Source organism: Mannheimia haemolytica, from assembly GCA_900638155.1.
GTDB classification, from domain to species: Bacteria; Pseudomonadota; Gammaproteobacteria; order Enterobacterales; family Pasteurellaceae; genus Mannheimia; species Mannheimia glucosida.
Window position 1 is genome coordinate 479473 of sequence record LR134495.1, and the last position, 19449, is coordinate 498921.

General features: G+C 44.3%; 13 protein-coding genes, 3 tRNA genes and 4 rRNA genes. 4 read left to right on the forward strand and 16 right to left on the reverse strand.

Annotation, left to right across the window (positions count from 1 at the left end):
- Positions 1-76: 76 nt before the first annotated feature.
- From EL242_RS02550 to murI, 8 genes are all read right to left on the reverse strand, one after another.
- Positions 77-153: transfer RNA gene (locus tag EL242_RS02550), tRNA-Asp, on the reverse strand.
- A gap of 10 nt (positions 154-163) precedes the next feature.
- Positions 164-279 (reverse strand): 5S ribosomal RNA (gene rrf / locus EL242_RS02555).
- 75 nt (positions 280-354) lie between these two features.
- A 5S ribosomal RNA gene (gene rrf, locus EL242_RS02560) occupies positions 355-470 on the reverse strand.
- An 89-nt stretch (positions 471-559) separates the two neighbouring features.
- Positions 560-3458: ribosomal RNA gene (locus EL242_RS02565) — 23S ribosomal RNA — on the reverse strand.
- 318 nt (positions 3459-3776) lie between these two features.
- Positions 3777-3852, reverse strand: a tRNA-Ala gene (locus tag EL242_RS02570).
- Between the two features lie 56 nt (positions 3853-3908).
- Positions 3909-3985, reverse strand: a tRNA-Ile gene (locus EL242_RS02575).
- A gap of 75 nt (positions 3986-4060) precedes the next feature.
- A 16S ribosomal RNA gene (locus EL242_RS02580) occupies positions 4061-5600 on the reverse strand.
- Together the 16S, 23S and 5S rRNA genes with 3 tRNA genes alongside form the textbook arrangement of a ribosomal RNA operon.
- Before the next feature lie 344 nt (positions 5601-5944).
- Positions 5945-6736, reverse strand: coding sequence for a glutamate racemase (gene murI / locus EL242_RS02585; RefSeq protein ID WP_126301372.1), 792 nt, complete (start codon positions 6734-6736; stop codon positions 5945-5947).
- A 129-nt stretch (positions 6737-6865) separates the two neighbouring features.
- Between murI and EL242_RS02590 the strand changes: the two genes are divergently transcribed.
- Positions 6866-7735 carry an NAD(P)-dependent oxidoreductase gene (locus EL242_RS02590; RefSeq protein ID WP_126301373.1) on the forward strand — a complete coding sequence of 290 codons (870 nt, stop codon included), beginning with the start codon at positions 6866-6868 and terminating at the stop codon, positions 7733-7735.
- A 35-nt stretch (positions 7736-7770) separates the two neighbouring features.
- Here EL242_RS02590 and EL242_RS02595 read toward each other — a convergent pair whose 3' ends face one another.
- From EL242_RS02595 to htpG, 7 genes are all read right to left on the reverse strand, one after another.
- Complete coding sequence (locus tag EL242_RS02595) at positions 7771-8256, reverse strand: chorismate--pyruvate lyase family protein (protein ID WP_126301374.1); 486 nt, start codon at positions 8254-8256, stop codon at positions 7771-7773.
- Positions 8257-8266: 10 nt separating this feature from the next.
- Positions 8267-8863, reverse strand: a complete 597-nt coding sequence (locus EL242_RS02600; RefSeq protein ID WP_126301375.1) for a hypothetical protein — start codon at positions 8861-8863, stop codon at positions 8267-8269.
- A 73-nt stretch (positions 8864-8936) separates the two neighbouring features.
- Positions 8937-9698, reverse strand: coding sequence for a uridine phosphorylase (udp, locus tag EL242_RS02605; RefSeq protein ID WP_126301376.1), 762 nt, complete (start codon positions 9696-9698; stop codon positions 8937-8939).
- Between the two features lie 181 nt (positions 9699-9879).
- The gene (gene aphA, locus EL242_RS02610) at positions 9880-10596 is read right to left on the reverse strand and encodes an acid phosphatase AphA (protein ID WP_126301377.1); all 717 of its coding nucleotides are present in this window, start codon (positions 10594-10596) and stop codon (positions 9880-9882) included.
- Between the two features lie 113 nt (positions 10597-10709).
- Positions 10710-11660: a glycosyltransferase gene (locus EL242_RS02615; protein WP_172595340.1), complete on the reverse strand. Its 951-nt coding sequence runs from the start codon at positions 11658-11660 to the stop codon at positions 10710-10712.
- Positions 11661-11771: 111 nt separating this feature from the next.
- A complete protein-coding gene (proS, locus tag EL242_RS02625) occupies positions 11772-13487 on the reverse strand; it encodes a proline--tRNA ligase (protein WP_126301378.1) in 1716 nt (571 codons plus the stop codon).
- 136 nt (positions 13488-13623) lie between these two features.
- Positions 13624-15507, reverse strand: coding sequence for a molecular chaperone HtpG (htpG, locus tag EL242_RS02630; RefSeq protein WP_126301379.1), 1884 nt, complete (start codon positions 15505-15507; stop codon positions 13624-13626).
- A gap of 163 nt (positions 15508-15670) precedes the next feature.
- Here htpG and EL242_RS02635 point away from each other — a divergent pair, with 163 nt between their 5' ends.
- The 3 genes from EL242_RS02635 to recG are packed head-to-tail and all read left to right on the forward strand — an operon-like array spanning position 15671 to position 18453.
- Positions 15671-15946, forward strand: coding sequence for a type II toxin-antitoxin system Phd/YefM family antitoxin (locus EL242_RS02635; protein WP_126301380.1), 276 nt, complete (start codon positions 15671-15673; stop codon positions 15944-15946).
- Entirely contained in the window at positions 15946-16368 is a 423-nt protein-coding gene (locus tag EL242_RS02640; protein WP_126301381.1) for a type II toxin-antitoxin system VapC family toxin, read from the forward strand. Before EL242_RS02635 ends, EL242_RS02640 begins: the two co-directional genes overlap by 1 nt.
- Positions 16369-16371: 3 nt before the next feature.
- Positions 16372-18453, forward strand: a complete 2082-nt coding sequence (recG, locus tag EL242_RS02645; RefSeq protein WP_126301382.1) for an ATP-dependent DNA helicase RecG — start codon at positions 16372-16374, stop codon at positions 18451-18453.
- 22 nt (positions 18454-18475) lie between these two features.
- On the opposite strand, the gene EL242_RS02650 is transcribed toward recG, so the two are convergent.
- Positions 18476-19408, reverse strand: coding sequence for a nucleoside hydrolase (locus EL242_RS02650; RefSeq protein WP_126301383.1), 933 nt, complete (start codon positions 19406-19408; stop codon positions 18476-18478).
- Between the last annotated feature and the right edge of the window lie 41 nt (positions 19409-19449).

Genomic DNA, 19449 nt, shown 5'->3' on the forward strand with positions numbered 1-19449 from the left:
AGAATTAAATCTATAAAAATACAAAAGCGATAGAAACGAAAAAACCGATTAGCTTATGCTAATCGGTTTAAATTATTGGCGGAACGGACGGGACTCGAACCCGCGACCCCCTGCGTGACAGGCAGGTATTCTAACCAGCTGAACTACCGCTCCTAAATTAATAGATTGATAATGCCCTACTCTCACATGGCGAATCACCACACTACCATCGGCGTTACTGCGTTTTACTTCTGAGTTCGGGATGGAGTCAGGTAGAGCCACAGCACTCTGGTTATCAATCAAATTCGTTCTATTTAGTCAGTTTACTAATTGTTGTTTGTTTACTTATTAATAAACTCACTAAATAAATTAAAACCCCGACGATGCTCTACTCTCACATGGCGAATCACCACACTACCATCGACGTCACTGCGTTTTACTTCTGAGTTCGGTATGGGGTCAGGTAGGACCACAGCACTCTTGTCGTCGGGAAAATTCCTTTCTATCTTATGATTTCTTTATCTTTTCTTTATTCGTTCTTCTCAATACAAAAACAAGCCTAAAAACATTTGAGCGTTGTATAGTTAAGCCTCTCGGGCAATTAGTACTGGTTAGCTCAATGTCTCACAACACTTACACACCCAGCCTATCTACGTCGTAGTCTCCAACAACCCTTACACACTTATAGTGTGGGAGAACTCATCTCTTGGCAAGTTTCGTGCTTAGATGCTTTCAGCACTTATCTCTTCCGCACTTAGCTACCCGGCAATGCGTCTGGCGACACAACCGGAACACCAGTGGTGCGTCCACTCCGGTCCTCTCGTACTAGGAGCAGCCCCAACCAATTCTCCAACGCCCACGGCAGATAGGGACCGAACTGTCTCACGACGTTCTAAACCCAGCTCGCGTACCACTTTAAATGGCGAACAGCCATACCCTTGGGACCTACTTCAGCCCCAGGATGTGATGAGCCGACATCGAGGTGCCAAACACCGCCGTCGATATGAACTCTTGGGCGGTATCAGCCTGTTATCCCCGGAGTACCTTTTATCCGTTGAGCGATGGCCCTTCCATTCAGAACCACCGGATCACTATGACCTGCTTTCGCACCTGCTCGACTTGTCTGTCTCGCAGTTAAGCTTGCTTATACCATTGCACTAACCTCACGATGTCCGACCGTGATTAGCAAACCTTCGTGCTCCTCCGTTACTCTTTGGGAGGAGACCGCCCCAGTCAAACTACCCACCAGACACTGTCCGAGACCGCGTTCCGCAATCTTCGTTAGAACATCAAACGTTAAAGGGTGGTATTTCAAGGACGCCTCCACAATCACTGGCGTGACTGCTTCTAAGGCTCCCACCTATCCTACACATCAAAATTCAATGTTCAGTGTCAAGCTATAGTAAAGGTTCACGGGGTCTTTCCGTCTAGCCGCGGGTACACCGCATCTTCACGGCGATTTCAATTTCACTGAGTCTCGGGTGGAGACAGCCTGGCCATCATTATGCCATTCGTGCAGGTCGGAACTTACCCGACAAGGAATTTCGCTACCTTAGGACCGTTATAGTTACGGCCGCCGTTTACTGGGGCTTCGATCAGGAGCTTCTCTTTCGATAACACCATCAATTAACCTTCCAGCACCGGGCAGGCATCACACCCTATACGTCCACTTTCGTGTTTGCAGAGTGCTGTGTTTTTAATAAACAGTTGCAGCCAGCTGGTATCTTCGACCGGTTCAACCTTCGTGTGCAAGACACTACAATCTACGCCGGCGCACCTTCTCCCGAAGTTACGGTGCTATTTTGCCTAGTTCCTTCACCCGAGTTCTCTCAAGCGCCTGAGTATTCTCTACCTGACCACCTGTGTCGGTTTATAGTACGGTTTATAATAACCTGAAGCTTAGTGGCTTTTCCTGGAAGCGTGGTATCAGTTACTTCATCTCCGTAGAGACTCGTCATCACTTCTCGGTGTTAATAAGCGTCCGGATTTGCCTAAACGCTCCACCTACCGGCTTAAACAGACATCCAACAGTCTGCTAACCTAACCTTCTCCGTCCCCACATCGCAGTTATTACAAGTACGGGAATATTAACCCGTTTCCCATCGACTACGCTTTTCAGCCTCGCCTTAGGGGCCGACTCACCCTGCCCCGATTAACGTTGGACAGGAACCCTTGGTCTTCCGGCGAACGAGTTTTTCACTCGTTTTATCGTTACTTATGTCAGCATTCGCACTTGTGATATCTCCAGCAGACTTCTCAATCCACCTTCATCGACTTACACAACGCTCCCCTACCCAACAGACTTTCATCTGATGCCGCAGCTTCGGTGCTATATTTGAGCCCCGTTACATCTTCCGCGCAGGCCGACTCGACTAGTGAGCTATTACGCTTTCTTTAAATGATGGCTGCTTCTAAGCCAACATCCTAGCTGTCTAAGCCTTCCCACTTCGTTTCCCACTTAATATAGACTTTGGGACCTTAGCTGGCGGTCTGGGTTGTTTCCCTCTCCACGATGGACGTTAGCACCCACCGTGTGTCTCCTGAGTATCACTCTTCGGTATTCGCAGTTTGCATCGGGTTGGTAATCCGGGATGGACCCCTAGCCGAAACAGTGCTCTACCCCCGAAGGTGTCCGCTCAAGGCTCTACCTAAATAGATTTCGGGGAGAACCAGCTATCTCCCGGTTTGATTGGCCTTTCACCCCCAGCCACAAGTCATCCGCTAATTTTTCAACATTAGTCGGTTCGGTCCTCCAGTTAGTGTTACCCAACCTTCAACCTGCCCATGGCTAGATCACCGGGTTTCGGGTCTATACCTTGCAACTAGACGCCCAGTTAAGACTCGGTTTCCCTTCGGCTCCCTTATTCAGTTAACCTTGCTACAAAATATAAGTCGCTGACCCATTATACAAAAGGTACGCAGTCACAGAATAAATCTGCTCCCACTGCTTGTACGCACAAGGTTTCAGGTTCTATTTCACTCCCCTCGCCGGGGTTCTTTTCGCCTTTCCTTCACAGTACTGGTTCACTATCGGTCAATCAGGAGTATTTAGCCTTGGAGGATGGTCCCCCCATCTTCAAACAGGATATCACGTGTCCCGCCCTACTTGTTGTTAGCCTAGTACCACAATGGAGTTTTAAGGTACGGGATTATCACCCTCTACGATTGTCCTTCCCAGAACATTCCCCTAACTTCACTGCTATCACTAACTGGCTCTTTCGCGTTCGCTCGCCGCTACTAACGAAATCTCGGTTGATTTCTTTTCCTCGGGGTACTTAGATGTTTCAGTTCTCCCGGTTTGCCTCACACAGCTATGTATTCACTGGGTGATAGTAGGTTCTTCACCTACTGGGTTTCCCCATTCGGACATCTTGGATTAAACGCCTCTTATCGACTCATCCAAGCTTTTCGCAGATTAGCACGTCCTTCATCGCCTCTGATTGCCAAGGCATCCACCTTGTGCGCTTAGTCACTTAACTATACAACCTCAAATGTTTTCTAAAACTTCTTAGAAATAAAAAGTAAAAAACAATGAAGTCAGTTTTACAACTAAACACTTGACTGCTTTTGTTCAGTCAAGATTTTTTTACTACTCAGACTTTCAATTTATTCGTTATCACTTATGTATAATTACTTATGCGTAACGAACTTGAAATATCTCTCAGTTTTTCAGCTTGTTTCTATATTGTTAAAGAACAAAGATAATGGCTTTCGCCTATCATCATACCTAAAATTGCAAATAATCCGGTATTTTTAACCGCTTGTAATCTTAGGTATGATGATAAAGTCACGATGATTGGTGGAGATAAGCGGGATCGAACCGCTGACCTCCTGCGTGCAAGGCAGGCGCTCTCCCAGCTGAGCTATATCCCCATTTCATCTTCCGTTTTCTTCACTCATAGTCGCTTCGCTTTCGCTTGCCTTCTGAGTGGTGGGTCTGAGTGGACTTGAACCACCGACCTCACCCTTATCAGGGGTGCGCTCTAACCACCTGAGCTACAGACCCAACGGATGACCTTCGGTTTTTGTCTTCTTTTATCAAACAATCTGTGTGAACACTTGCTGTCGTTCTCGATTTTGGTAAGGAGGTGATCCAACCGCAGGTTCCCCTACGGTTACCTTGTTACGACTTCACCCCAGTCATGAATCATACCGTGGTAAACGCCCCCCTTTCGGTTAAGCTATCTACTTCTGGTACAACCCACTCCCATGGTGTGACGGGCGGTGTGTACAAGGCCCGGGAACGTATTCACCGCAACATTCTGATTTGCGATTACTAGCGATTCCGACTTCATGGAGTCGAGTTGCAGACTCCAATCCGGACTTAGACGTACTTTCTGAGATTCGCTCCCCATCGCTGGCTCGCCGCCCTCTGTATACGCCATTGTAGCACGTGTGTAGCCCTACTCGTAAGGGCCATGATGACTTGACGTCATCCCCACCTTCCTCCGGTTTATCACCGGCAGTCTCCTTTGAGTTCCCGACCGAATCGCTGGCAACAAAGGATAAGGGTTGCGCTCGTTGCGGGACTTAACCCAACATTTCACAACACGAGCTGACGACAGCCATGCAGCACCTGTCTCAGAGCTCCCGAAGGCACCCTCGTATCTCTACAAGGTTCTCTGGATGTCAAGAGTAGGTAAGGTTCTTCGCGTTGCATCGAATTAAACCACATGCTCCACCGCTTGTGCGGGCCCCCGTCAATTCATTTGAGTTTTAACCTTGCGGCCGTACTCCCCAGGCGGTCGATTTATCACGTTAGCTACGGGCACCAAGCTTAAAGCCCAATCCCCAAATCGACAGCGTTTACGGCGTGGACTACCAGGGTATCTAATCCTGTTTGCTCCCCACGCTTTCGCACATGAGCGTCAGTACATTCCCAAGGGGCTGCCTTCGCCTTCGGTATTCCTCCACATCTCTACGCATTTCACCGCTACACGTGGAATTCTACCCCTCCCTAAAGTACTCTAGTTGTCCAGTCTGAAATGCAATTCCCAGGTTAAGCCCGGGGCTTTCACACCTCACTTAAACAACCGCCTGCGTGCCCTTTACGCCCAGTTATTCCGATTAACGCTCGCACCCCCCGTATTACCGCGGCTGCTGGCACGGAGTTAGCCGGTGCTTCTTCTGTGATTAACGTCAATCGACTGTTCTATTAAAACAGTCGCCTTCCTCGTCACCGAAAGAACTTTACAACCCGAAGGCCTTCTTCATTCACGCGGCATGGCTGCATCAGGGTTCCCCCCATTGTGCAATATTCCCCACTGCTGCCTCCCGTAGGAGTCTGGACCGTGTCTCAGTTCCAGTGTGGCTGGTCATCCTCTCAGACCAGCTAGAGATCGCGGGCTTGGTGAGCCTTTACCTCACCAACTACCTAATCCCACTTGGGCTCATCTTATGGCAGGTGGCCAAATGGTCCCACCCTTTAGTCCTAAGACATTACGCGGTATTAGCTACCGTTTCCAGTAGTTATCCCCCTCCATAAGCCAGATTCCCAAGCATTACTCACCCGTCCGCCACTCGTCAGCAAAGAAGCAAGCTTCTTCCTGCTACCGTTCGACTTGCATGTGTTAAGCCTGCCGCCAGCGTTCAATCTGAGCCATGATCAAACTCTTCAATTCAAAAAGTTTAATCGCTCAATACTGCTGACATAAAATCGCACTTTCAAATTTAAACCTAATTAAAATCAGGTTAAACGAAAGTAATGAATTTCTAGTTAGCACCTATTAAGACTTCAAAATTAAAAAAATATTTTCAATCAAGTCAATCAACAAGTGCCCACACAGATTGTCTGATAAATTGTTAAAGAACAAAAAGAAACGACGCACTGGAAATCAATTTTAAATCGTTCACAACAGCGCGTCGTTGTGTGCTGCGTATTATAGGGATTTTAAAATTGAGTGCAAGCCCTTTTTTAAAGTTTTTGCTCAACTGAACCTTTTTTCATCAAAACAGATTGTTTTGTTTAAATGTCAATCACCGAAAGATTATTAAATCCCCAATTCTGCATAACGTCTTGTTTGATATTAAATGCAGAACTTTGTTTAGTGCAGAATGCTTGATTTTCAAAATCGGCTTTTTGTTGAAATTTGCGTTCTTCCAAAAGGCTTAGCACCCGTTTAGCAATACCTACACCCGGATCAACAAAATATTTCACATCGGGCAATAATTGCTGTAATTCAGCTTTGACTAAGGGAAAATGGGTACAACCGAGTATAACCGTATCCAATTCCGGCTTACCTTGCCAAGCCTCGACCACTTTTTGTAGTCGGTTCATATCCACTTTACCGCTTCGTTGTTTTTCTTCAACAATTTCAACCAAATCGGTTGTGCCAATTTTTTCTACCGTACAATCCTGAGCGTATTTTCTTATCAATTCATCAACATAAGGGCGAGCAACCGTGCCTTTAGTGGCGAGCAAGCCGATGACTTTAGTTTCAGATATCGCTGCTGCCGGTTTAATTGCCGGTACGGTTCCTACAATCGGAAAAGAAAAATGCTCACGCAATGCCGGCAGAACCACAGTGCTTGCGGTGTTACACGCCACCACTGCCATATCAAGCGGTTGTTTTTCTGCAATTTTTTGCACAATTTTAACCGCTCGCTCAATTAAAACAGCTTCCGACTTCTCGGAATATGGGAAAAAAGCGTTATCAAAGCAATATAAATAGTGAGCGTGCGGCAACACTTTTCGGACTTCATCGTAAATCGTCAATCCGCCCATTCCAGAATCGTATAAAAGAATTGTTGGTTTCATTGGTATTGTTCAAAAAAGTAAGTAGTAAAATGCTACTCTTTTCCATAGCTATATTCAAGTTCTCTCTATTTGACTTGATGAGGGAAAATAGCAATAATCAATTTGCTTTATTCAGTAAGGAGAAAAATAATGAAAAACATTAATACACAAGCAGTCGGTTGGATTGGTTTAGGGCAAATGGGCGAACCGATGGCAAAACATTTGCTAAATAGCGGTGTGAAAGTGGGCGTTTACAACCGCAACCCAGCAAAAGCAGAAAAAGTCGTTGAAGCAGGCGGCACATTATATCCTTCTGTGTTGGAATTGGTGAAAGCCTACGATGTGATTTTCTTGATGATTGCAGACTATGCCGCCGTGCAACAGGTGTTAAGCGATAAAGTGTTGGCTGAATTAAACGGCAAAGTGGTGGTGAATATGAGCACCATTTCCCCAAGCCAAAACCAAGCGGTAGAAGCTCTACTAGCCCAACACGGTGCAGAATTTGTTGAAGCTCCGGTTTCCGGTTCAAGCAAAGTGGCAGAAGCCGGTAAACTATTGGTACTGGCTGCCGGTAAAGAAGAAACCATTGAGTTGCTCAAACCACTTTTCGCTGCCTTTAGCACTACCACCTTCTATTATGGTGAAGTAGGTAAAGCCGGTGGGATTAAATTGATGATCAACTCGCTACTGGGAATCTTTATTCAAGCCTATGGCGAGGCGTTAAACTTCGCCGACCAATATGGCATTCCGAAAGAGAAAGTAATCGAAATGATTTCAGGCTCGTTTATGAACAGCCCGATCTTCCAAGCGAAAGTGCCGATGTACCAAGCCAATGAATTTCCGCCTGCGTTTATGATGAAACATATGACCAAAGATTTTAATTTAGCGAGCGAGGAAATTGCTAAATTAGGCAAATCTTACCCGCTCATTGAGCAAGCTACTAAAACCTATAATCAAGCCAATGACTCAGGCCTGAGCGAAGTAGATATGGCTGCGATTTATCAGTTCTTGGCAAAATAAGATGAAAATCGGTTGGTGCATTGCCAACCGATTTTTTATAAATAAGGAAAAGTTTCTAAAAAAAGCTCTCGGATTTCCAGAGAATACCCTCTGATTTCATACACGCCACGCCGAGCAAATAAGCCGTTTTTAGTTTTTGTCCATTCTAATTTGGTTCGAGTAGGATTTTGTGCAAACAACCATAAACCTATCGGCTGATTACCTAATTCCAATACGTTTTGAGCGATATTTTCGATTGTTGATCTCGGCACAAGGGTTTGGGCGAAAATCCAATTTATTTCGCCATCTTTTAGTAACACTTCCCGTAACCAGACATCTTCATTACAAGCGGTCGTTTTTTCACTGTTTTTTGCAATCCACTTTTCTTGCACCACTTCCACGTTGAAATTAGTTGCGACCTCAAGGAGTTTTTGGGTAAGCGATCCTTCGTGCAGAAGCCATTCTTGCTGAGAGGTAGAAGGTATTTTTGGATCACAATACCAATCGCATTCCGAGAAAATTTTCAGGTATCGAGAATACATAAAAAATTCTTTAACATCCGTGAGAGGCACAAGCACCAACCCAAAACATATAGAATGGAACAACAGCTACTACAGCAACAGGCAACATTACAATACTTAACGCTCCTTCAGCCGTATTTTGAAAACCACTTTTAATTTTGTAATAACGAACAGTCGCCTCAAGCGGTTGTTTAAAGCGGAATTTTTGCAAAAGCTCTTCTCGATTGGCTAATTTCACCAAATTCCCTTCCGCCTGATAAGTAATAGATGGATTTTGAACTGAATTAAAATGAAAGGTATTCATCACGGTATTTCTCTCACTTTCTGTAAGTGATTTTCCATCTAAAATAATTCTATAACTACCTTCAACTTTTTTGGATTCCTTAACCTTGAAACTCACCTCAACAGATTTGATTTTATTGGCAATTAGGCTTTTGAGAAAATTATTCAGTTCCGTAACTTGCTGATGTTCAAATTCATAATCGTGCAGTTCACCCACCACATATAATTTATTACCAACAATAAGGAAAGAATTGATTTTTTCTTGTTTACTTTCATCAAATTCTAAACTAGAAGAACAAGCTGTAATCCCGAAAATCAATGCAAGTAACACCAACCATTTTTTCATAGAAAGTTCCTTAAAAATAAAAAGGTAAATTGTAACAAAGACAATTTACCTTTTTTGATTTTAAATTTAAAGATTAACCTTTAATTAATTTTCTCACACCCTCAACCACAACAGCAATCGCTCGTTGCTCGGTTTCGTGGATTGTTGCTTCGTTTGGAATTTCTTGTTGGGTACGGTTTACAATCACGCCTGACACCATACCGGCACGCAAGCCCAATGCCGAACACATTGTAAAGAGTGTGGCTGATTCCATTTCAAAATTCATAACATTAAGTTCTTGCCATTGTTTTAATGAACCTTGGAAATGACGGTAGATTTTACCGGTAAAGGTATCGTAACGTTCTTGCCCCGGGTAGAAGGTGTCTGATGACGCAGTAATCCCCACATAAGGTTTGACTCCTGCCTCAACCGCGGCATTATAAAGGGCGGTTGTACATTCAAAGTTTGCCACTGCAGGGTATTCCATTGGTGCGAAGTGTTTACTTGCACCATCTAAACGTACCGCACCAGTGGTCACTAAAATATCGCCAACATTAATATGTTCTTGAATTGCACCTGTTGTGCCGATGCGTAAGAAAGTACGAACGCCTAATTGTGCTAACTCTTCCACACAAATCGACACCGATGGCCCGCCAATACCGGTTGAGCAAACCACCACTGGTTCGCCATCTAAATAACCTAGCCAAGAGGTAAATTCACGAGTTGAAGCTAAAAATTCGGGGTTGTCCATTTTTTTAGCAATACGTTCTGAACGTGCAGGATCTCCCGGAACAATCGCAATTTTAGCTCCTTTTAACATTGCTTTGGTTAAACCTAAATGAAATACTTCAGACATTTGTTGTCTCCTATCTATCTAACTGAATATAAACCATTCTATCTTAGCAAGCGGTTAATTTACGACAACTTTTTGCAAGCAAAGTTTGATTTTGTGAACTAGATCAAAGGTAAACGGTTTCGTCATTATATAAATAAAAAATGATGGCCACGCAATGGTGGCCATATTTCAGACTAAGAAATTAATAACTTGAATTGACAACAACTTCTTCACCATATCCTCCGGCCTGAGGGAATGGCGTATAATTAGAATTTGCTGCACGAAGTATACGAATACCTCGAATACCGGCTTCACGGGCAGCTAAGATATCATCATCACTGTCACCATAGTGAATTTGCACCTTATGTTCAATAATCGCAGGGGTTTTATCATATTTTGTTGAATGTGCTTTCCCCCCCATAAAATTTACCGGTTGCATATTTTTAATACCAAGATACTTTTGCATAATCGTTGTAACTTGTTCATTTTTACCTGCGGTACGCCCCGTAATTAAATAAACTTGATCACCACGTTCTTGGTGCATTTTTATTAAATTAATAGCAACTTGCTTTGGCAAAGAATATTTATCACAGCCAGCATTAATTTCGTCCCAAAAATCTTGATTTTTTAAGTAGCTGAAATCGTCTGGTGAATATTTTTGCTTTCCGTAGTGGAAGCAACCGCTAGTTGCAGCAACAGTATCATCAATGTCAAAACTTACCGCCATAGGGGGTAAATCTTTGATGCTTTCTTTAATTTGCTCAATAGATACCCAATGAATTGGCGCTTGCTGTGCTTCATGTGTTCGCATATCAATTCCCGGCTGGGTATAAGCTACTTTTGGTCCGCCTGCTTGTGCTGAAAAAGCAATAAGAGATGCAAACATTGTCGCTGCCGTCATTTTTAATGTAAATTTCATAAAATACCTCCATATGATTAACCATACCTATTTTAATCTTATTAGGCACTCTTAGCTAATACAAAAACCTTATTTTGTGAATGTGATCACAAGCAAACGATTACGCTTAACGGTTATGAGTCATTGTTCTGTTCCCAAATCAAGCAACCTCCCCAAGCTTTAAGGCTTTCTTCTGAATGAAATTTAATCACCTCATTCGTAAATTGATAGGCATCATATTCGCTTAATAAAAATGGCTCCTCTAATAATTCATTAAATACTGATCCATAATATTTACGTGTATCAAGAGTATAATTAACCGTAACTTTCTTTGTACAATTTCCTTTTAGTGCCAATTCTTGTAATTTTTTATATACATTTCTATCATTATGAATACCTGTGTACCAAGCCGTACTGATAAGGCGAGCTATCTCACTACGAATAAAATAGCAATTCGTATCAATATGCTGACTATCATTCAGATTTATTGATAAAACACCTTTAACACCACCTAATTGATAATTACATTCTAATGGTTCTTGATAAGCACAATGATATTCTCCCAATGATTCAATCGTATCAATGCACAGAAACTCACCATCTAAATCATAAAAATTGCGTAAAGAGTAAGCATAATCAGATTGCATTTCGAGTAAAGTATGCACACCAGATTCAACGTGAGTAGGTTCAAACCAATTATCATCATCCAGATAACAAATAATATCTTCTTTCACTAAAAATGGTGCAATCGCATTAATGCTACTATTTACCCAACCATCAGCCCCGGTATTCATTGGAAGATAAGTAACAATAACATTTGGAAAGTTCTTTAAAATATCAGCCGCTTGTTGGTGATATTTCTCTCCATCAACAAAAACATAATGTTTACACGGATAAGTCTGATTTTGTACGCTTAAAACAGCTCTTTCTAATTCAGGACGACCAATTGTTGAACTGATAACAGCTACAGTTGGTTGGTTGGTTGGTTGGTTGGTTGGTTGGTTGGTTGGTTGGTTGGTTGGTTGGTTGGTTGGTTGGTTGGTTGGTTGGTTGGTTGGTTGGTTGGTTGGTTGGTTGGTTGACACACATTCTATTTCCTATATTCTAAAAATAATAGAGTATTTTATACTTTAGTTAAATACTCGCTGCTTTATATTAAAGGGCGTATTTTATACGCCCAATTTTGTTATTTATAATTAAGCTTTCACATTCGCTTTTAAGAACGCAAGCAAGTTCTCTTTGGCGATCATTTGTTTTTCACCGCTGCGACGGTTTTTGTATTCAATTTCGCCATTCTCAAGGTTTTTCTCACCAATGACCACCATATGCGGCACACCGATAAGCTCCATATCCGCAAACATCACGCCCGGGCGTTCTTTACGATCATCAAAAATCACCTCAACGCCTTGAGCTTTTAAGGTAGCGTATAACTCTTCAGCGAATGCCTGCACTTTTTCCGATTTGTGCATATTCATCGGCACAATCGCCACCGTAAATGGAGCCATTTCATCACAAGGCCAGATAATACCACGATCATCATAATGTTGTTCAATCGCGGCTGCCACCACACGGGTAACGCCGATGCCGTAACACCCCATTGTCATCACTAGCGGTTTACCGTCTTCGCCTTGCACAGTAGCTTTCATTGCTTCTGAGTATTTTTTGCCTAATTGGAAAATATGCCCTACTTCAATACCTCGTTTGATTTGAAGTGTGCCTTTACCGTCTGGGCTTGGGTCGCCTTCCACCACATTGCGTAAATCTGCAATTTCCGGCACCGCAACATCACGCTCCCAGTTCACGTTAAAGTAGTGTTTGCCATCAATATTCGCCCCGCAGCCGAAATCTGACATCAACGCCACTGAGCGGTCAATAATCACCGGAATCGGCATATTCACCACACCTAACGAGCCAACACCGGCACCGATTTTGGCTTTAATTTCCGCTTCATCAGCAAACTCAAGCGGATCAGCCACCAGCGGGTGTTTTTGGGCTTTAATTTCGTTTAACTCGTGGTCGCCACGAATCACCAACGCAATTAACGGTTGCTCTTCGGTTGCCCCTTTCACCACCAAGGTTTTCACCGTTTTTTCAATGGTTAAACCGTGATTTTCCACTAATTCGTTGATGGTTTTCGCATTTGGTGTATCCACTAACTGCATTTCTGCCGTTGGTGCTTGGCGTTCACCCACCGCCACCGCTTCAGCTAATTCAATATTGGCAGCAAAATCTGATTCGGTTGAAAATACCACATCATCTTCACCACTTGAGGCTAACACTTGGAACTCGTGAGAGGCTGAACCGCCGATAGAGCCAGTATCCGCCTGCACCGCACGGAAATCTAAGCCCAAACGGGTGAAAATATTGCTGTAAACCTGATACATCACATCATAGGTTTCTTGCAGGCTCTCTTGCGTGGTGTGGAAAGAATAGGCATCTTTCATCACAAATTCACGTGAACGCATCACCCCGAAGCGAGGGCGGACTTCATCACGGAATTTGGTTTGAATTTGGTATAAATTCAGCGGAAGTTGTTTGTATGAAGAAACTTCACGGCGAACCAAGTCGGTAATCACTTCTTCGTGGGTCGGGCCAAGTACGAAATCACGCTCGCCACGATCTTTAAAGCGTAATAATTCCGGGCCGTAATCATTCCAACGACCAGATTCCACCCATAACTCGGCAGGCTGAACCACCGGCATTAATACCTCGATAGCCCCGCCTTTGTTCATCTCTTCACGAATAATATTTTCGACTTTTTTCAACACTTTGATCCCGGTCGGCAACCAGTTGTATAAACCTGACGCCATCGGGCGAATCATTCCGGCACGCAACATTAATTGATGGCTAACTACTTGTGCATCATTCGGCGTTTCTTTAAGGGTTGAAAATAAATATTGACTTGTACGCATTGCTATTCCTATTCTTTTTAAACTTTGAAACCTGAAAAAATCTGCTTATTTTAAAACAAAGCGGTCAAATTTTCAGGAAATTTTGCAAAATCCTATAAAAAAATAACCGCTTGTAAGCGGTTATTTTGTTGCACATTTAACTTAATAGCTTATTCACCCGTTTAATAAACGCCGTTGGGTTTTCTAATGTGCCTCGTTCGGCAAGCAGGGCTTGTTCAAACAGCAGTTCAATCCAATCGGCGAACTCGGCTTCATCGGCAAGATCAGCCACTTTTTTCACCATTGGGTGATCTGGGTTCAGCTCAAAGGTATATTTCACTTCCGGTGCTTGTTGCCCCATTGCCGCAAACAGTTTTGCCATTTGGGTGGTCATTTCATCGCTGTCGGTGGAAACCACTGCCGGCGTGTCGGTTAAGCGGTGAGTCAGCACCACGTTTTTGACCCGCTCACCAAAGTAACCTTTCGCCCGTTCTAAGAACGAACCAAACTCCGCCTGTTGAGCTTTTTGGCTCTCTTCTTCCTGCTTGTCGGCAAGCTCGCCTAAGTCTAAGTCCGACTTGGTAATGCTTTGTAGCGGTTTGCCGTCAAACTCGGTGAGGTGGCTCACCAACCATTCATCAATGCGGTCGGAAAGCAGTAGCACCTCAATGCCTTTTTTGTGGAACAGCTCTAAGTGCGGGCTGTTTTTAGCCGCTTGGTAGCTATCGGCGGTTAAGAAGTAGATCGCTTTCTGCCCCTCTTTCATTCTTGCAATATAATCGGCAAAACTGACCGCTTGTTCGCTGTCATCACGCTGGGTAGAGGCAAAACGGAGTAAGCCGGCAACCTGTTGTTTATTGGCAAAATCTTCGCCCACGCCCTCTTTCAGCACCACACCGAATGCTTGCCAGAATTGGGCATATTTTTCGGCATCGTCTTTCGCCAATTTTTCCAGCAGTTGCAACGCACGCTTGGTTAAAGCGGAACGGAGCGATTGGGTAACTTTGTTCTCTTGCAAAATTTCACGGCTGACATTGAGCGGCAGGTCATTGGTGTCGAGCAAGCCACGCATAAAACGCAGGTAATTCGGCATAAAGACTTCCGCATCGTCCATAATAAACACACGTTGAACATAGAGTTTCAAGCCGTGTTTTTGCTCACGCTGGAACAGATCCCACGGGGCTTTGCTCGGCACATACAGCAAGCTGGTGTACTCCTGCTTACCTTCCACTTTGTTGTGCGACCAAATCAACGGGTCGGCAAAATCGTGGCTGAGGTGTTTGTAAAATTCGGTGTATTCCTCGTCACTAATCTCATTTTTGGCTCGTGTCCAAAGGGCTTGGGCTTTGTTAATTTTTTCCCATTTTTGACCGCTTGCTTTGCCCTCGTCATCGTATTCGTTGGTCTGAATTTCCACCGCCAAGCCGATATGGTCGGAATATTTGCCGATAATCTCACGCAAACGCCATTCGCTTAAAAACTCTTTTTCGTCCTCACGCAAGTGAAGAATGATTTCCGTGCCACGCTCTTTTTTCTCCAGATCGGCAACGGTGTAATCGCCCTCACCGGCGGATTCCCAAATCACACCTTGCTCGGCAGGCACGCCGGCGGCACGGGTTTTGACCGTAACCTTATCCGCCACAATGAAAGAAGAGTAAAAGCCCACGCCGAACTGCCCGATAAGTTGGCTGTCTTTGGCTTGATCAGTGCCGAGTGCGTTCAAAAATTCTTTGGTGCCGGATTTTGCAATCGTACCGAGATGGTCGATCACCTGCTCACGGGTCATACCGATACCGTTATCGGCAATCGTAATCGTACCGAGTGTTTCATCCACAGACACACGCACACGCAGTTCGCCATCGCCTTCATACAAAGACGGCTCGGAAAGGGCTTTAAACCGCAATTTATCGGCAGCGTCAGAGGCGTTGGAAATCAGCTCACGCAGGAAAATTTCTTTGTTGGAGTAAAGCGAATGGATCATCAGTTGCAATAACTGTTTTACTTCCGACTGGAAGCCTCGGGTTTCTTGATTATTTGCCATTGTGTATTCCTTTATTCATTAAAAAACAGAGAATAGATGGGGCAAGCGGTCAAATTTTCAAGATTTTTTGCAAAATATCTGTTGCCAAATGGCGAATTAATTGAAAGATATTACTACATTTAATAAAATACACTCATCTTTTTACTACATTTTGGAGATCAATATGGCAATAACCATTACTTCCAGAGAATTTAATCAAAATGCCAGCAAAGTGTTAAAAATGGCAGAAAAAGAGCCGGTATTTATCACCAAATGGGGCAAAATCGTCAATGTGGTGTCTAGTTATATGGATTATCAGCAGAAAGCAAAGCCACAAACGCTGGCAGATGTTTTTGCCTCCCCTATTGTTGAAGAAGATGATGTGGATATGGAAGATTTTGAGCAAATTTTGCGAGATATTCGCCAAAATTCAAAATGTCGCCCCGTGGAGTTTGATTAATGTATTTGCTGGATACAAACATCGTTTCTGAACTGCGGAAAGCGAGCAAAGGCAGAGCCGATCCAAACGTAATGCGTTGGTTTTCAAAAGTAGAATTACAAGATTGTTATCTTTGTAGCACCGTTATTAGTGAAATACGTGTTGGCATTTTGGCAAAGAAAAAGCGAGATGTGGAACAATACTATATTTTAAATGATTGGTTTGAAAATCAACTACTTACGCAGTTCTCAAATCGAATTTTACCACTTGATTTAACGGCAGCATTACTCTGTGCAGAATTTCATATTCCTGATCGAAGCCCGATTAATGATGTCTATATTGCGGCTATCGCAAAAGCAAACCATTTAACCTTAGTCACCCGCAACACCAAAGATTTTATCCGTTGTGATGTGCGTTTATTTAACCCATTTGAAATCGCATAAATAATGAGTGAACAATTATTAGACGGTGTGCCTTTAACCGCTCTTTCCGGCGTAGGAGCGGCTATTTCCGAAAAGCTAAGTCGAATCGGCATTAATAATGTGCAGGATTTACTGTTTCATCTGCCAATGCGGTATGAAGATCGCACCCGTATTACTCCGATTGCTGATGTTCGCCCGGAAAGCTTTGCCACCATTGAAGGCTATGTGCAACTTACTGAAGTGCAGTTTGGTAAACGACCGATTTTATCGGTTACACTCTCCGACAGCACCAGCAAAATTATGCTTAAATTCTTCAATTTCAATGCCGGAATGAAAAATAGCCTCGCTACCGGCGTTCGGGTAAAAGCCTTTGGGGAAATTAAGCGTGGGCGATTTATGGCGGAAATTCACCACCCCGAATATCAAATTATTCGGGATAATCAACCGCTTGTGCTGGCTGAAACCCTAACCCCTATTTACTCCACCACAGAGGGGTTAAAACAAACCTCTTTACGGAAATTAACCGAGCAAGCCCTCGCTTTATTAGAGAAAGTGAAAGTTGCCGAGCTGTTGCCTGATGAATACAATCCGCACAAATACAGCCTAAAAGAGGCGTTGCAGTTATTGCACCGTCCACCGCCGACCATTTCTGCCGAAGTATTGGAAAAAGGCGACCACCCTGCTCAAAAAAGGCTGATTTTTGAAGAACTGCTGGCACACAATTTGGCGATGCAGCAACTCCGTTTAGGAGTAAAACAGCAATATGCAGAGGCACTCACTTACCAAACCGATATAAAACAGCGTTTTCTCGACAGTTTGCCTTTTAAACCGACCAACGCACAAAGCCGAGTAAGCGCAGATATTGAGCAAGATCTTGCCAAACCGCACCCGATGATGCGACTGGTGCAAGGCGATGTTGGCTCGGGCAAAACCTTAGTAGCCGCATTAGCGGCACTATTGGCGATTGATAACGGCAAGCAGGTGGCATTAATGGCACCGACCGAAATTCTTGCCGAACAGCACGCCAATAATTTTGCCAACTGGCTTAATCCCTTTGGGATTGAAGTCGGTTGGCTTGCCGGTAAAGTAAAAGGCAAGGCGAGAACCGCACAACTTGAGGCAATCAAAAACGGTGATGTGCAGATGATTATCGGCACTCACGCCCTGTTCCAAGACAATGTGGAATTTCACCATTTAGCACTGGTGATTATTGATGAACAACACCGTTTTGGCGTACATCAACGGCTGACCTTGCGGGAAAAAGGAGCGAAAGAAAATAACTATCCGCACCAGCTCATTATGACGGCGACCCCCATTCCTAGAACACTGGCAATGACGGTCTATGCTGACCTTGATACCTCCATTATTGACGAACTGCCACCGGGTAGAACGCCAATCACGACCGTGGTGATTTCTGAAGATCGGAGAGCAGAAATCGTCCAACGGGTGTACCAAGCCTGTAAGCAAGAAAACCGCCAAGCCTATTGGGTCTGCACCCTGATTGATGAGAGCGAAGTGTTGGAGGCTCAAGCCGCAGCGGCGATTGCCGAAGATTTACAGCGAGCCTTGCCGGATTTACGCATCGGGTTAGTACACGGACGGCTGAAACCACAGGAAAAACAAGCAATTATGGCGGAATTTAAGGCAGCGAATTTAGATTTGCTGGTTGCAACTACCGTAATTGAAGTAGGCGTGGACGTGCCGAATGCCAGTCTGATGATTATCGAAAATTCCGAACGACTCGGGCTGGCTCAACTCCACCAGTTGCGTGGACGGGTTGGGCGAGGGGCAACCGCCTCGCATTGCGTATTAATGTACAAACCACCGCTCGGGAAAATTTCCAGCAAGCGGTTACAAGTAATGCGTGATAGCCAAGACGGTTTCTACATTGCCGAAAAAGATTTGGAAATTCGAGGCACAGGTGAAATTCTCGGCACGAAACAGACCGGAATGGCAGAATTTAAGGTGGCGGATTTAATGCGAGACCGCAAAATGATTCCGCTGGTGCAACGTTACGCCAAGCAAATTATTAGCGAAAATCAACCGCTTGCAGAGGCATTAATTAAGCGTTGGTTAGACAACAAAGCGGAATACACCAACGCTTAAACAGGAGAGAGGATTATTTAGATTACGGCAGGTTTTTCACCGACTCAATGACCAAATCCCAAAAACGGGATTTGTCTAATTTTTTCGCTACCCAAGTATTACACTGTTTTGGCGGGTAGCGGAAATCCGCCACCGTCATACCCAATGTGTGCGTGCCTGTGAGCTCAATATTGACGGGCACTTGCTGAACTTCAATCAGGCTTGGGTCAATCACATACGCCACCGCACAGGCATCGTGAACCGGTGGAGCATCAAAGCCTTGAGCCTGTTTATACATTTTGGCAAAGAACGCCAGCAATTCTACCACAAATTGCCCCGATTGGCTGTTTAATGCCTTAAAGCGTTCAACCACATCGGGGGTCGCAAGAGCTTGGTGAGTTAAGTCTAAGCCGACCATTGTCACTTTCCAACCGGCATTAAACACAATATGAGCAGCTTCCGGGTCAATTTTAATATTAAATTCTGCCACCGCACTCCAGTTGCCGGTGTGATAACCACCGCCCATCAGCACCACTTCTTTCACTCTTTCAATAATACTAGGCTCAAGGCGGGCAGCTAAACCAATATTGGTTAGCCCACCGGTCGGCACTAAGGTAATGCTTTTCTCCGGGTGCGACATTACCAAATCAATAATTAATTGAGCAGCGTGTTTTTCCTCAAATTGTCGGGTAGATTCTGGGAGTACAGGCCCATCCATTCCCGAATCACCGTGAATATCCGGGGCATTTTCCACTTCACGCACCAGCGGTCTGGCACAACCTTTGGCAAAAGGAACGTTGCAAATATGAGCAATTTCCGCAACCGCCAACGCATTACGCGATACTTTTTCTAAAGTTTGATTGCCTACCACCGTAGTCACTGCCAACAAATCAATATTAGGATTCCCCCAAGCGAGCATCATCGCAATCGCATCGTCATGCCCCGGGTCACAATCTAAAATAATTTTTTGAGCCATTATTGTCTCCTTTAAAAAAGGGAGAGCCTAAGCTCTCCCTA